Here is a 14,377-nt window from a genome sequence, read left to right as displayed (position 1 = left end):
GTGGGCATTGATCAGTTCGGCGATTTTCAAAAAGGATGTCAAAATATGGGGTGTTGTGTCGCCGAAAAAAAGTTGATGGGGGCGGGCTGATGGGATAACAATCGGACATTGATATTGTCTGTGACTCGGTATAATTTTCAAAATGCGGGCTTGATCACCCGTGTTTTTGCCATTGCAGTGGAGTGGACCCCATGCCTCGCCGCTGTGATGGCTTCTTCTATATGGGGAATCTCGATGAGTGATTTGCAACGGCTACCGAGCGGAATTGTTCGGCGACTTGCCACTTTCGACAACTGGGCAGTTGTTCTAAGGCGTGAATTGAATGAGACGCTAAATCGGTCAGACCAATCCATCAGAGACACTTCGCGTAGCGTGATGCGTTCAATCGCGAGCGAGACTTACGTAGCGGGAAAAGAACCATGGTCATTAATTAGTTATAAGTGGGACAGTCTAAAGGCGGGGCATGTATCCGTCCTGAATCCTTTTACTTGGAATGGTGACAGTGACGACGACGGGCTTTACGAGTTGCTTGCGGAGTCCATTCTTCAGATTCACCGTCTGGCGTGCCACAACGGTAGCTTTCGGCAATTCCGACGGTTTCGCACTGAGTGTCTCGATGCACTCGATGACTACATTCAGACACGAGGATTTGATCGTCGCCCTAATCCACCCGACGTTACGCTTGGCTCAAAGCAAGCGATGTTGCTTCAGTCGCTGTATCGTTTTACTCAATGGAACGGAAGCCTGAGCGAGGGGACCGTCAAAACTGATCTACTTATCAGGGCAGTCTATCCCGATGAGGATCCGGTTGCATGTCGTGCTAAATTTCGAAAGTTGAAAGAGAACTTGCTTGAATCATTGACAGACGCCGGGTGCAAAATTTTTGTCGACTTAGGAAAAGAAGACACAAAAATCAAAGTGTGAGATAGTCTCACGCTTTTTCTCACGCCAGGCTGGTTTAATCGTGCTCGTCAATCGCATTTCGTGATTGAGTTAGGAGGATCACGATGAAACAGAATGAAGCGTTGCGACAGGGGTTGGTAAATGTCATTTGCAAACGGCAGTTGGAACTGCGGCATTTGCGTCGCCTGCGAAGACTAGTTGAGCGAATGGACAGTGACGGTTTTATACCGCCTGTTTCTGTGCCGTTACAGCTCTTTTGCAGCGATGGCTCCGATGCATCGGAGGGTCGCAGCGATGCGTGATAGCCTTTCCCCGTCAAGGGATGGCCAGCAGCTTTTGTCCGAACGCCAAGCTGCGACCTGGCTGGGCGTTTGTCCTCGCACTCTATGGGGGCTCCGAACGTCAGGAAAAATAGCCGTCGTTCATTTGGGGCGTGCGATCCGGTATGACATTGATGATTTGCGAGGGTTTGTAGAACGCAATAAAAAAGGGGGCGACCAATGTTAATCAGTCACCCCCGAAGTTTTCGTGCCGGCACAGCACCCCACCATGATAACCAATCTTCGCCATTCAAGCCATCGGCGCAGCAGTACGATGCGGATCGACTGGAAGAATTACGGCGGTCGGCGCAAGGCGCGGTATGGCGTGCTGTCGCGTATACGCATCGAGCATACGTATCTTTTGGTCAATTGCGAGTAAGTGGTGGACGAGCCGCTGAAATGCAAGAATGGCTAAAGCGATTCAATTGCGTTCCCAGCGGATACAACTGCAGCTTGGCTGCGCATGTTTTTGCCCGCGATTTCCTCAGAGGTGACACTTATGACACCTGAGATCGCTGCACGGATTGACTCGCTGCTACGGGGTGCGACAGACGCCGGGTTTTCGCTCCACGCGCACGATTGGGGCATTGAGGTAGTAGGCGAAGGTGCGTTCTGGGTTTACTCGCAGCCATTGTTTGATGAGTTTCGGCCCGAGGATGTTTTAGAGCGATACCACGCAATGCCGAAATCGTCCAAGGATATTTTCAATGGCCTTATGGATCGACTGCGACGTGGCCAGGGTGACGTGCTGTACGCCACTGGAGATTGGATCGAAGGCATGGAAGTTGGACCGGGAAAAATCAGCATCGTGGCAGCGCCACCGGGATTCGGGAAAACAACATTTGCGATGCAATATGCATTCGATGCGATCGACCACAATCCTGACCTGACTGTTTACGTTGCCAATGCTGAGATGAGCTTCGAGGTGCTCGTTAAGCGTGAATTGACAAGGCGATCAGGGGTGCCGCAAAAGGCGCTGCGGTTTGCGGACTTGACGCCAGGTCAAATTGCCAAGGTGGAGGCGGCAGCTGCCGAGATAGAACCCTATTTGCCTCGCATCGTGGTGATGCCAGAGCCATACACGTTGAGCGACTTGCAGAAGTGGGCAGACGGTAGGTGTGGCCTGCTGCTGCTTGACTATCTGCAGTTGTTTGCACCGAGTGATGATCCGCGGCTCGGCGTCAACATGGTGATGCGAGAACTACGCCATTTGGCCAATCAAGGCTGGGGTGTGCTCGCATTATCCGCCGTCACTAGGGGGAAAAACAAAAACGGTAGCGCCTATGACTCGAGTCAACTGACGATGGCATCGCTAAAAGAGAGCGGGGAAATTGAGTTTTCCGCCGATTCAATCTATCTGCTTCGCGACCAGGGGCCGCTTGATCCAGCCGACGAAAAGGTCCGGAGAGTCGATCTGCATTCTGGAAAAAATAGACACGGCGAGCGTGTTTCGCATGATCTCGTTTTTGATATGCCCAAGAGCAGTTTTGGACGGGCTGAATCGACGCAGTCAACTGCAGAGCGATACAGCGAGTTTGACGAGTACGAGGACAACCCGTTTAGCGGTGCCAGTGACTCGTATCTGGAGGCATCGTTTTAATGAACCATGCGAAAGGGAAGTCGCAAAGACGGTTTGAACAATTGAACATCATTGTCGACAAGATAGCCCCAACGCTTCGAACGCCAACGCATGTGGCGGTATTGCTTGTTTGTTTCCGGCACGGACGAGGACGAGGGTATTTCAGGGCCTCAACAAGCCGAGTGGCAGCGTCGGTTGGAATCAAAAAGCGGCAGGCGGTCAACATCTTTGATGCACTCGAAAAAGCGGGCGTCATCGAATTGGTTGAGGAACACAAAGGACCAGTGCCACGAACCTACAAGATTACTTTCAGGGATGCCAATGGTGCACTCCATTGCATCAACAACAGCACCCCACACGCGCCAGGTTAATGGTGCACTCCAGGACGGTTAATGATGCAGTCCACTGCGTTTTACGGTGCACTCCGCTGCACCCCATACAGAAACAGAAACATTGCGAAGTGGTTTTCGCTGAGCGCTTCGCGGCGAAAACTCACTCGCAATAGAACCAAATCCACGACACACGCCAAGGGCGAAAGACAACCGTGATGAAGCCAAACGAATCAACCGATCGCCCGACGTTCACTGTGACACTGCGAGCCGAGCTTGGCGCGGACCACAACAGCGTGTTGAGGTCGATGCGTCGCTTTCTTAAGGCCGCATTGCGGTCGTACGGGCTTCGATGCATCGACGTTCGTCAGATTGCACCGGATGTAACCAGCGTCGTCACAAGCGACTCCAGGCCCACTGCTGGCGGCATGAAGTTAGTGGACCCAGCAGGACGTTACGAGTGCAAGTGATACATAGCGATGCATCACAGGTCATAACTTATTTGGTCGTGGTTCAATGAGGGAGTTGATGAAATGGCGAAGCGTAAATCGAAGCAACTTATGGGATACTTCAGGGAAAGGAAGCTTAATGAAGCAAGGAGGCAATGCGCGGTTCCGCCCGTGAAGCTGATGTGCTCGCGATGTGGTGAACCAAAGCAGCTGCAGCGAACACAATTGCTAAAGGCCGGGCGACTGAGGTGCTCTCTGTGTGGCGGGCCTTTAAATCGGGCTGGTGAAGTGTAATTAGTAGGGGGGCTACTGTGATGGATTGGATGATGCACTCGCTTTGCGATGGATTGATGGTAGGGGCGATAGCGGGACGTTGTTACACGACTCAAGTGATTACTTGGGGACGAGTTGTGGCGGCATTTGCGATTGCCAAGCGTCAGCTGTAGCCCCCTATCGATGCGGTCAAACGGGTTTGTGTGAGTTCAAGTGTTGATCTTGGATTGTTTGGTGCAATCATTCGTTTGCTGCGGCTAGGGAGTCGACCCCGAAAGCCAGTGCTCACCCGCTGGTTGCCGTAGTGTTTTTTTGGGTGACTCGTTGGAGGTGAGACGAATATGGCTTCAGTATCGAATGACCCTGGTGGACGGCGGCGTGTGCTCTTTGTTAACCCTGAGGGAGAGCGTAAGGCGATTCGGCTTGGCAAGGTATCTAAGGGTGATGCATCCACGATCAAGTTTCGTGTTGAGCAAATGCTAACGGCGAAGATTATGGGGAGCATGGATCGCGACCTAGCGATTTGGATTGAGGCTCTTGAGCCGTCATTACGAGAGAAGTTTGAGAAGGTTGAGCTACTTGAACCTGTTGTGGGTTTAGAACCTGAACCTCAGGGGCCGACATTGAAGGAGTTTCTTGACGACTTTGTTGTGAGGCATGGCCCAACAAAAAAGCCAGCGACGCGTGTTGTTTGGAAGCAGGTAATTGCTCTGCTGAATGAATATATGCCGAAAGGCATTTTGTTGAGCGACGTTACCGCCGGCCATGCAAAGTACTTCGTGGTTAAGTTGCGTGAACGAAAGCTTGCCGCGACGACAATTCACAAACGTGTAGGCTTTGCGCGTCAGTTCTTTGAGGATGCAGTCGACTGGGAATTGATCGATCGGAATCCATTCACCAAGGTTAAAACGCAAGGTACGTCCGCGAAGGCGAATGTCGAGGTTTCGCGAGAGGTCATTGAAAAGGTGCTGAAGCATTGCGATACGACTTGGGGCACGATTGTGGCGTTGAGTCGGTTTGGTGGGCTACGGACGCCATCGGAGACGCTCTCGTTGAAGTGGGGGGATGTTGATTGGGAAGCTGATCGAATGCACGTTCCTGAGTGCAAGGTAGAGCACCATGAGGGACGAGGGGTGCGAGAGGTCCCGATCTTTGGTGAGTTGCGTCCGTACTTGGAAGCGGCATTTGAGGCGGCCTGTAAAGGCGGGAGCTATCCGTCACCTGATTCCTATGTCGTGGACAAGCAGGCTTATCGTGATGCAGCGATGCGGCCAGGGGGATGGGCCAACGCTAACTTGAGGACTCAGTTCTTGAAAATCTTGAAGCGGGCCAAGGTCGAACCATGGAAGCGGTTGTTCCATTCGATGAGGGCGAGCAGGCAAACGGAGCTCGAGCGTGAGTTCCCAACCCACGTCGTTTGTGCTTGGCTTGGAAATTCCGTTGCGGTGGCCAAGAAAAGCTACCTGCTGGTGACCGAAGAGGACTTCAGCAAGGCGGCGCAGAATGCGGCGCAGTTGGATCCAAAAGTGGCGCAGAAAGCGGCGCAGCAGGTTCCCGCAAAGAGCACGCAAGGCGCAAAGAAAAACCCGCAAAACATGGAGGAAACTGGCGTTTTCTCAACGTTTTGCGGGTCTTCAGAGATGGAGGATAACGGACTTGAACCGATGACCTCCTGCATGCCATGCAGGCGCTCTCCCAACTGAGCTAATCCCCCTGAAGGTCGTTTTGTCTGTCGCAAAGCGTACTGACTGCCCCAGCCCCTCGTCAAGTCCCGCTCGTTTTCTTCGCCAAAAAAACAGCCCGCGGATCCCGCAAAACCGTTTACCGCCCACTCGGAGGAGTGGATCACACCGGTTTTACTGGATTTATCACCCCGGCAACCCGCTCCAACATCGAAGTTGGAGGCGGTTTGCAGCGGGAAGGTTCGGTCGGCAGTCGAAAGCGGAATCGAGCGAACCGTCGAGCTGAGGGAGTTCCTGCGTTTCCGCAGTGGGCGTTTTGTTCGCGGAGCGATCAACGACGATGTGCCCGCCAAGTTGCTCGGTCGCCCCTCAACCGAACGAGGCCACTGCTTTGCTACTTGCGTCGCTTGCGGATGGGCTGGATCGGGTCGAGCGTTTCATCGTCATATTGCTTTCGCAACCGAGCGAGCTCGGATTCCATCTCTGCCCGGACGCTGGCGTACTCGGGGTTCGCATAGACGCTGTTCAGCTCGTTGGGATCCTTTTCCAGATCAAACAATTCCCAATCATCGATCGCCTCGCCTTCGAGTGCGTAAAAGCGAATCAGTTTGTGACGGCCGTTGGTGACACCATAGTGCCGGGCGACATTATGAGCCCCTGGATTCTCGTAGTAGTGATAGTAAAACGTCTTTCGCCAATCCGCGGGCGTGTTGCCTTTGAAAATCGGCACCAGACTGCGGCCTTGCATGTCGCTGGGGATGTCGGTTCCGGCGATGTCCAAAAACGTTTCGGCGTAATCAAGATTTGATACAACGTCGTTGTTGACCGTGCCCGGCTTCACCACGCCTGGCCAACGGACCATCAGTGGCGTTTTGAGCGATTCTTCGTACATCCATCGTTTGTCGAACCAGCCGTGTTCGCCCAAATACCAGCCTTGATCCGACGAGTAAATGACGACGGTGTTGTCCGCCAATCCAGCTTCGTCCAGATAGTCCAGCACCTCACCGACACTGTCGTCGACGCTCTTGACGCAGCGAAGGTAATCTTTGACGTAACGTTGATACTTCCACTGGACGATCTCTTTCTCGGTCATCGTGGCCTGCGCCTTTTTGAACGCTTCGTTCTTGGGTCCATAGGCGGCATCCCAAGTCTTGCGTTGCTCGGCGTTCATCGTTCCATAACCGGTTAGTTTCAGGTCGTTGGAGTTGAGATGTTCCTTGATCGTCATCTGTTGACGTGCCGCGGATCGAGTACGCCCCGAGTAGTCGTCCCACAGCGTTTCAGGCTCGGGGATCGTGACGTCGTCGAGCCAGTTGAGATATTTAGGACTGGGCATCCAATTGCGATGCGGTGCCTTGTGTTGGCACATCAGCATGAAGGGTTTGTTGGGATCGCGTTGCTCTTTGAGCCACGTCAATGTTTTGTCGGTGATGATCTCGGTTGTGTATCCGGTGTGAGGCCGCATGATGGGGTTGCCATCCGGTCCGGCGGTCAACATCGGCGGATTGTAATACGGGCCTTGTCCCTTCAAGACGTCGTAATAATCGTAGCCTTGCGGGGTGGAAACGAGGTGCCATTTACCGACCACCGCGGTTTGATAGCCGTTGGCCTTGAGCAGTTTTGGAAACGTTTGCTGATCGCCGTTAAAACGATCGCGATTGGTTTTGAAGCCGTTGATGTGGCTGTATTTCCCCGTTTGGATGACCGCTCGGCTGGGGCCACAGATCGCATTGGTGACGTAGCAGCGATCGAACCGCATGCCTTGTTTGGCGATGCGGTCGAGGTTCGGGGTGGTGATGCGGGCCGGATCGTAAGCACTGAGAGCTTGTTCACAGTGGTCGTCAGTAAAGATGAAGACGATGTTCGGCGGGGCCGCTGCTTGGGTGACCGCCGTGGCGACAAATGCGAATAAGGTCGCTAGAAGGGTGGATTTCATGCTGTGTGTGGTCGATTGGAGGGGGCGAGACTAGAATTCTTCGTCAAAAACATCTTAACTAGAAACCGATGGCCTAGTACGTCACTACAAAGCGAATCTTCGCCAAAACGATGGCTTTGCGGCAAGAAATCGCGGCAAAACCGTAGCCCGCAAGCGACCTGCCAACTATTTTAGGAGCGGTCCAAGACCGTAATCGCCGATCGCGATTTCCCGCTGACATTTCTCTCCCCCACAAACTCTCTTTCCCCCCCGCAGAAACGAAATCAACATGATCTCTCGGTCACGATACACGCTCGCCAGCGTCTGTTTTGCTCTCCTGATCTCGGACGGCTTGTCCGGAAGCACCCCTGTGATGGCCGCTGGCCCGAAGGGCCCCGTCTACACCGAGACGCCGGATTCGGAGCCCAATTTTCCGCTGATGGGCGAGTTTGTTGGTCCGATCAAGACCGACAGCGAAGATAAAAATGTGGTGGCGCTGCAAATTCGGCCCGTCGGCAACGATACGTTCGAGGCGATTCAGTACCTCGGTGGCTTGCCAGGCGAAGAAGGGCACAAGACCGAAATCGTGCAATTGATCGGCCGTCGCAGTGACGATTTTGTCGTGCTGTCGGGGGGGCCCTACGCCGTGTTCGTGGAAAAAGATGGCTGCCTCGTTTTGGACCGCAAGGGAAATCGCCTCGGCGAACTGAAGCGAGTCGAGCGTGAGAGTTCGACACTGCATGCTCCGGCGCCCAAAGATGCGGTTGTGTTGTTTGATGGCACGTCGACGGACCAGTTTATCGACGGTCAAATGACCAAAGATGGGTTGCTGATGCATGGCACGAAGATCAAACCGATGATGCAAGATTTCAATTTGCATCTCGAGTTTCGCTTGCCGTACATGCCCGAAGCTCTCGACCAAGCACGCGGCAACAGTGGCATCTATTTGCACGGCCGCTACGAATGCCAGGTGCTCGATTCGTTCGCTACCCCAGCCGTGTTCAACGGATGTGGAGCGCTCTACCGTTTTCGCACTCCCGATTTGAATATGTGTTATCCGCCACTGCGATGGCAAACCTATGACATTCAGTTCACTGCAGCACGCTGGGACGCCGAGGGCAACAAGCTCCGTGGCGCTCACGTGACCAGTTGGCTCAACGGAGTGAAAATTCAAGATGACGTCGAGTTGCCAGGACCCACTGGTGCTGGAAAAGCCGAAGAACCCAATTTGCTGCCCACCTTGTTCCAAGACCATGGCGATCCGGTTCGTTTCCGCAACGTGTGGATTGTTGATCGTGGATTGGCCAGTGGCACGTTCCCGATCCGCCCGACCAAAGAAGAGCTCGAAGCTTTAGAAAATGAAAAGCAAGCGAAAATCGAACGTGAGAAAAAGGAACAAGAAAAGAAGGCTCGCGAGCTGAAGGAAAAGAAGCAAAAGGAAGAAGCGGAAAAGAAGAAGCAAGCGGAGATGAAGGCTGCTGCTGAGAAAGCCGCAGCAGATAAGGCGGCTGCAGAAAAAGCTCAAGCGGAAAAGGAATCGGCGAAGCCGGAGGCCAAAGAAGAAGCCAAGCCAGCCGAAGCGGCTAAGTAGCTCGAGGGTTTTTGATGGGCGTCGAGCGGGCGTCGGAGCAAGTCAAAGCGGACGGCCCGCCAAGTTGCTCGGTCGCCCTCACCCGAACGAGGCCTCAAGGGCCCGCTGGACCTCGCCCAAGCTAAAGCTCGGGCGAGGTGACTCGCGTAGTAGCGGAAGTCGTCAAGACTTTCGTTTTTCAGGGATGATCGAAACTCACGAATGAGTTCCGCTACCAAAAAACGCTATGATCGCGGAGCGATCAGCGACAATGATCCGCGGCATTAGAGCGGGGCGGGGAGGTCACGGCGTTTGAAACAAACGATCGCGGCGGCGTAAAATGCCACTCCGAAGCCAATCAAGATCAACGGGTACACCAGTGGGGGCAGCATCGTGTCGCCCACCGTGTGCGTTAGGATCCACGGCGCGTAGAGCGAATCGTTGGCGACCATCGACGTCATCTTTTGTGGCTTGTAGCAACTGAAGAAGGTCATCGACAGCAGAAATCGCAGCGACTCGGCCGCTTTGCCTAGCCCCAGCATCACCAGTTGGACGATGTAAATCGCGACGGTCACTCCGATCGTTCGCCAGCGATAACGATCAATGCTGCTTAGTAACGTCGACAACCCGAGCAGAAAGAAACCAAACGCGAAAAGGTGAAACGTGGACGCGGCGAAGATTCGCACATCCACTCGATCGCTCAAGTGCAGTGTCTGCATCTCGGGTTCGCCCATCGTCAGCGGCAAATCAAACTCGATGATGGGAATGCGAATCGTCGGCGGAGGCACGGTCTCTTTCACGCTGGTCGTCTGCACTCCGGCGCCGATCCCCGCCCACACCAACATGCACAGCAGTGCCAGCCCAACGACCGAGACGGTGGCATGGGACAGCAGTAGCCGCGTGCGGCTGATCGGCTGTGAAAGCACCATTTCCAATGTCCCGCGGCCCAGTTCGCCGCTGACCACATCGCTGCCTCGCGAGATGCACCAAATCACGATACACAGGATGACGATCGGTTCGTCGTACGTCATTCCGACGCGACCGGGATACGTGAACAGCGAATCGAATTCGATCGGGGCAAACTTTTCAAATTCACGAAACTGTTCCAAGATCGTTTGGAATTGGCCCATGTCCAAAAGACTGACGACCCAGACACGAACCCAGGCAAACGCGAACAGGGCGAGCCCACACGACGCGAACAGTAAAATCGATTGCCCGATATATTTTTTTAGCAAGATGCGGTCGATCATGATCTGGCTCCCGAGTTTGTCTGGCCGAAGTTCTCAACAGCGGGGGCATCGGTGATCAAAGCGGTCGCGACCGGTTCACCGGCGTGCACTGCTTCGTAAACCGTACGTAGCCCATACGGTTCAAAGCGAATCTGTTTCAAGTCGAGAGAATCGATCCATTTTAGAATCGGACCAAGATCGCCTGCGGTATCGATTTGAATTTGATGATACGCATGCGTTGACCCGCGCGTGCGAACATGAACCGCCCCTTTGAGCGAATCGGGGATCTCGATCGAGGCCTCGCGGGTGAGGGCGGTCATCCGGTGCCGCTGGAACAGATCGCTCATCCACATCTCGTGAGCCAATCGGCCGCGCCGCAGAAAGGCGACGCGGTTGCAGGTGTCTTCGATCTCGCTGAGCACATGCGAGGACAGGATCACGGTGCGGCCGTTATCGCGAGCTTCCAAAACCAACTGCAGTACCGCCGATCGCACAGTGGGATCGAGGTTTGCGGTCGGTTCGTCCAGGATCAGCAGTGGTGTTTGTGGACCGAGCACGACGGCGAGTGCGAGTTTTTGACGCATCCCTGTCGACATAAACGCGACTCGGGTTTTTAGATCGAGCTCCAACATCTCGGCGACTTCACGGCTACGCGGCAGATCGCCGTAGGGATGCATTTCGGAAAAAAATTTCAGCACGCCATCGCCCCGCATGTGACGCGGCAAACGGGCGTCGCCTGGCAGATAGGCGACTTGGCGACGAACCGCAACGCTGTCGTCTTCGGCATCAATCCCGAGCACGGTGGCCCGGCCATGAGTCGGGTGCAGGTAGCCGAGCAGCAGGCGAATCAGCGTGGTTTTGCCGGCTCCGTTGGGGCCAAGCAGCCCAAAAATGTCGCCTGCACCGACGCAGAGCGAGCAATCGCGGAGTGCTTCAAAGTCGCCGTAGCATTTGCCCAGTCCTTCGCAGCGCAGCACGATATCGCCCGCCGACTCGGGATCTTGGGCTAATTTCGTGCTTCGCAGGTCATCGGCGCAAGGGGCGATTGGATTTTTGATCGGATTCAAACGCGTGGGCTCGCCATCGAGGGGGGGGAGAAGAAGCGGAGGTCGAAGCTGGGAATCAATGCAAATTTGCGGTCACAGGGTCGCTTGTTGTTCAGCACGACGCCCTTTATTGTTTGCAAAGGTCAAATCGTAGGAAGTCGGCTTTCGGCGATGGAAAATAGCAAACTAATTTAACAGGCATTTCACATGTCAGAATTACCCCTGTTCCTGCCACGTGGTTTCCGTTTTGCCGGTGCGACATGCGGAATCAAGGCCAGCGGAAAACCAGACATCTCCTTGATTGTATCGGATCATCCGGTCGTTGCTGCGGGCGTTTACACAACGAACAAAATTGTCGCCGCACCGGTCGTGCTATCACGCTCGCGAACCCCCTCGGCGGCAATTCAAGCGGTGCTGACGAACAGCGGCAATGCGAATGCCTGTACCGGCGATCAAGGTATGGAGGACGCCAAATCCACTTGTGCCCAACTCGCTGCGTTGGTCGGTTGCGACGAATCCGGCGTATTGGTGATGAGCACCGGGGTGATTGGCAAGCGATTGCCGATGGACAAAATCCGCTCGGGTGTCGAGCTGGTCCACGGCAAACTTGCTACGAGTGACGCCGCCTTTGTGGACGCGGCCGAAGCAATTCGCACCACCGATGCGGCACGCAAAACCGAAACGTGTGAATTGACACTCGCAGGCAAAACGATCCGAATCGCGGCGATGGCCAAGGGCGCAGGGATGATCGCGCCCAACATGGCAACGATGTTGTCGGTAATGTGCACCGATGCCTCGATCACCCAAGCCGACGCGCAAGCCATGCTGACTCGCGTCGCAAACGTTAGCTTCAATCGAGTCAGTGTGGATGGTCACACCAGCACCAACGATACGTTGCTGCTATTGGCCAGCGGCACGGATGAACCGCTCTCCGGCGACGCGTTGGCCGAGTTCGAAGCGGCGTTGACGAAGCTAGCGATCAATTTGGCGAAACAACTTGTTGCCGATGGCGAAGGGGCAACGCATGTGATGCAGATTCACGTTTTTGGCGCCGAGAGTGATACTTCGGCCGAAGTGATTGCAAAAACCGTGGCGGCGAGCCCGTTGGTCAAATGTGCAATCACCGGCGGCGACCCGAATTGGGGCCGCATCGTTTCGGCCGCCGGATACGCCGGCGAGCCTTTGGAACCGGCCAAGGTTTCGTTATCGGTGTGCGGCCAAGCGATCTACGAAGATGGCACGCCGCTTGACTTTGATGCCGCGTCACTTAGTCGCACCATGAAGGGGCAGCCGCAAATCGATGTCGAACTTCGCGTGGGATCGGGCGAAGGGCAAGCGACGTATTGGTCGAGCGATTTGACGACCGAATATGTTCGTTTCAATTCGGAATACACGACCTAATTGATGTCCATCGGCACTCGCTGCGTGTGAGAATCACGGCCAAAAACCCAAAATTGGCCATCTTCCCTTCGAGCGGTTTCAACACGATGATGGGGCATCAGCTGATCCCCGATTTACCGTGCTCGCTTGGCTTGCAACGTCGATCGGTTACCGCATGCAACGAAGGAAGATGATGTCACAAAACGTTTCAAAAATTGTTTATACCCACACGGACGAAGCGCCAGCACTGGCAACCTATTCGTTGCTGCCGATCATCCGTGCGTTCACATCGGCTGCGGGGATCACGGTCGAAACCAAAGACATCTCGTTGGCCGGCCGTATCCTGGCTAACTTTGCGGACGTGCTTCCAGCGGACCAACAATACCAAGATGCCTTGGCAGAACTCGGTGAGTTGGCGAAGCAGCCCGAAGCGAATATCATCAAACTGCCTAACGTCAGTGCCTCGATTCCTCAGTTGAAGTCGGCGATCGCGGAACTGCAGAAAAATGGCTTTGCTGTTCCTGATTTTCCCGATGAGCCCAAGACCGATGCCGACAAGGAGACTCGGGCTCGCTACGCCAAGGTGCTCGGCAGTGCCGTCAACCCAGTGCTTCGCGAAGGCAATTCGGATCGTCGCGTTGCGGCGCCGGTGAAAGAATACGCCAGACAAAACCCGCACTCGATGGGTGCATGGTCATCGGATTCCAAGACGCACGTGGCTTCGATGAGCGAAGGCGATTTTTATGGCAGCGAGCAATCGTATGTGATGCGCGAAGCGGGCGATGTGCGGATCGAATTGGTCGCTGCGGATGGAAAAACGACTGTATTAAAAGAAAAGCTGTCGCTGTTGGCCGGCGAAATCATCGACGCGTCGCGACTGCAAAAGAAATCGCTGCAAGCATTCCTGGCTCGTGAAATCGACGAGGCCAAAAAGCAGGGCGTTCTGCTGTCGTTGCATATGAAAGCAACAATGATGAAGGTGTCCGACCCGATCATCTTTGGTCATGCCGTTCAGGTTTTCTTTAAAGACGTGTTCGAAAAGCATGCCGAGTTGTTTAACGAACTGGGTGTGAATCCCAACAACGGGATCGGCGACGTGTACGCCAAGATCGAAACATTGTCCGAAGCGAAGAAGCAGGAAGTGTTGGCGGATTTGGATGCGGTTTATGCGGATCGTCCACCACTGGCGATGGTCGACTCGGACCGCGGCATCACCAACCTGCATGTCCCCAGCGATGTGATCATCGATGCATCGATGCCCGCCGCCATCCGGTCTTCCGGCAAAATGTGGGGGCCTGATGGCAAGCTATGTGACACCAAGGCAATGATTCCGGATCGTTGTTACAGCGGTGTTTATCAAGCAACGATCGATTTCTGTAAAGAAAACGGAGCGTTTGATGTCACCACGATGGGCAATGTCGCCAACGTTGGCTTGATGGCTCAAAAAGCCGAAGAGTACGGTTCGCACGACAAGACGTTCGAAATCCCAAGCGACGGCGCGGTACGTGTCGTCAACAGCAAGGGCGAAATCCTGATGCAGCATGCCGTCGAAGAGGGCGATATTTGGCGGATGTGTCAAACCAAAGATTTGCCCGTTCGTGACTGGGTGCGATTGGCGGTTAGCCGGGCTCGCGCGACCGGTTCGACTGCGATCTTCTGGCTTGATGAAAATCGTGCTCACGATGCAAACTTGATCGCCAAG

The 14,377-nt window shown here is 54.6% G+C and carries 10 protein-coding genes, 1 tRNA gene and 1 pseudogene; 7 read left to right on the top strand and 5 right to left on the bottom strand.

The features are described 5' to 3' along the window. Nucleotides 1–150 precede the first annotated feature (150 nt). The 3 genes from ABX962_RS05405 (at nucleotide 151) to ABX962_RS05395 (ending at nucleotide 2,823) form a co-directional block, all read left to right on the top strand. Complete coding sequence (locus ABX962_RS05405) at nucleotides 151–924, top strand: hypothetical protein (RefSeq protein ID WP_372717332.1); 774 nt, start codon at nucleotides 151–153, stop codon at nucleotides 922–924. A gap of 243 nt (nucleotides 925–1,167) precedes the next feature. Then, complete coding sequence (locus ABX962_RS05400) at nucleotides 1,168–1,410, top strand: helix-turn-helix domain-containing protein (protein ID WP_372717364.1); 243 nt, start codon at nucleotides 1,168–1,170, stop codon at nucleotides 1,408–1,410. A gap of 312 nt (nucleotides 1,411–1,722) precedes the next feature. Continuing rightward, nucleotides 1,723–2,823 carry a DnaB-like helicase C-terminal domain-containing protein gene (locus tag ABX962_RS05395; RefSeq protein WP_372717330.1) on the top strand — a complete coding sequence of 367 codons (1,101 nt, stop codon included), beginning with the start codon at nucleotides 1,723–1,725 and terminating at the stop codon, nucleotides 2,821–2,823. Nucleotides 2,824–3,294: 471 nt separating this feature from the next. Here ABX962_RS05395 and ABX962_RS05390 read toward each other — a convergent pair whose 3' ends face one another. Further along, entirely contained in the window at nucleotides 3,295–3,489 is a 195-nt protein-coding gene (locus tag ABX962_RS05390) for a hypothetical protein (protein ID WP_372717328.1), read from the bottom strand. 705 nt (nucleotides 3,490–4,194) lie between these two features. Between ABX962_RS05390 and ABX962_RS05385 the strand changes: the two are divergent. Beyond that, nucleotides 4,195–4,749: pseudogene (locus ABX962_RS05385) on the top strand (phage integrase SAM-like domain-containing protein); the annotation flags it as partial. 745 nt (nucleotides 4,750–5,494) lie between these two features. Here ABX962_RS05385 and ABX962_RS05380 read toward each other — a convergent pair. Beyond that, a tRNA-Ala gene (locus ABX962_RS05380) sits at nucleotides 5,495–5,567 on the bottom strand. Nucleotides 5,568–5,929: 362 nt separating this feature from the next. After that, nucleotides 5,930–7,471 carry a sulfatase gene (locus ABX962_RS05375; protein WP_372717326.1) on the bottom strand — a complete coding sequence of 514 codons (1,542 nt, stop codon included), beginning with the start codon at nucleotides 7,469–7,471 and terminating at the stop codon, nucleotides 5,930–5,932. 268 nt (nucleotides 7,472–7,739) lie between these two features. Here ABX962_RS05375 and ABX962_RS05370 point away from each other — a divergent pair, with 268 nt between their 5' ends. Continuing rightward, nucleotides 7,740–9,041 carry a DUF1080 domain-containing protein gene (locus ABX962_RS05370; RefSeq protein ID WP_372717324.1) on the top strand — a complete coding sequence of 434 codons (1,302 nt, stop codon included), beginning with the start codon at nucleotides 7,740–7,742 and terminating at the stop codon, nucleotides 9,039–9,041. Nucleotides 9,042–9,304: 263 nt separating this feature from the next. Here the strand turns inward: ABX962_RS05370 and ABX962_RS05365 are convergent, their stop codons facing one another. Continuing rightward, on the bottom strand, nucleotides 9,305–10,270 hold the full coding sequence (locus tag ABX962_RS05365; protein ID WP_372717322.1) for an ABC transporter permease subunit: 966 nt from the start codon (nucleotides 10,268–10,270) through the stop codon (nucleotides 9,305–9,307). Beyond that, entirely contained in the window at nucleotides 10,267–11,307 is a 1,041-nt protein-coding gene (locus tag ABX962_RS05360) for an ABC transporter ATP-binding protein (protein WP_372717363.1), read from the bottom strand. Before ABX962_RS05360 ends, ABX962_RS05365 begins: the two co-directional genes overlap by 4 nt. A gap of 195 nt (nucleotides 11,308–11,502) precedes the next feature. Here ABX962_RS05360 and argJ point away from each other — a divergent pair, with 195 nt between their 5' ends. Next, the gene (gene argJ / locus ABX962_RS05355) at nucleotides 11,503–12,696 is read left to right on the top strand and encodes a bifunctional glutamate N-acetyltransferase/amino-acid acetyltransferase ArgJ (protein ID WP_372717320.1); all 1,194 of its coding nucleotides are present in this window, start codon (nucleotides 11,503–11,505) and stop codon (nucleotides 12,694–12,696) included. Between the two features lie 172 nt (nucleotides 12,697–12,868). Next, on the top strand, nucleotides 12,869–14,377 hold a 1,509-nt coding region (locus tag ABX962_RS05350), incomplete at its 3' end, for an NADP-dependent isocitrate dehydrogenase (protein ID WP_372717361.1).

Source organism: Novipirellula sp., assembly GCF_041583735.1.
Taxonomy (GTDB): Bacteria; Planctomycetota; Planctomycetia; order Pirellulales; family Pirellulaceae; genus Novipirellula.
This window is presented reverse-complemented; position numbering and strand designations above follow the sequence as displayed.

What these genes read in the sequence shown, in the direction of transcription:
- ABX962_RS05400 (WP_372717364.1), top strand. Translation starts at nt 1,168, where the DNA reads ATGGCTCCGATGCATCGGAGGGTCGCAGCGATGCGTGATAGCCTTTCC.
- ABX962_RS05395 (WP_372717330.1), top strand. Translation starts at nt 1,723, where the DNA reads ATGACACCTGAGATCGCTGCACGGATTGACTCGCTGCTACGGGGTGCG.
- ABX962_RS05390 (WP_372717328.1), bottom strand. Translation starts at nt 3,489, where the DNA reads ATGCATCGAAGCCCGTACGACCGCAATGCGGCCTTAAGAAAGCGACGC.
- ABX962_RS05375 (WP_372717326.1), bottom strand. Translation starts at nt 7,471, where the DNA reads ATGAAATCCACCCTTCTAGCGACCTTATTCGCATTTGTCGCCACGGCG.
- ABX962_RS05370 (WP_372717324.1), top strand. Translation starts at nt 7,740, where the DNA reads ATGATCTCTCGGTCACGATACACGCTCGCCAGCGTCTGTTTTGCTCTC.
- ABX962_RS05365 (WP_372717322.1), bottom strand. Translation starts at nt 10,270, where the DNA reads ATGATCGACCGCATCTTGCTAAAAAAATATATCGGGCAATCGATTTTA.
- argJ (WP_372717320.1), top strand. Translation starts at nt 11,503, where the DNA reads ATGTCAGAATTACCCCTGTTCCTGCCACGTGGTTTCCGTTTTGCCGGT.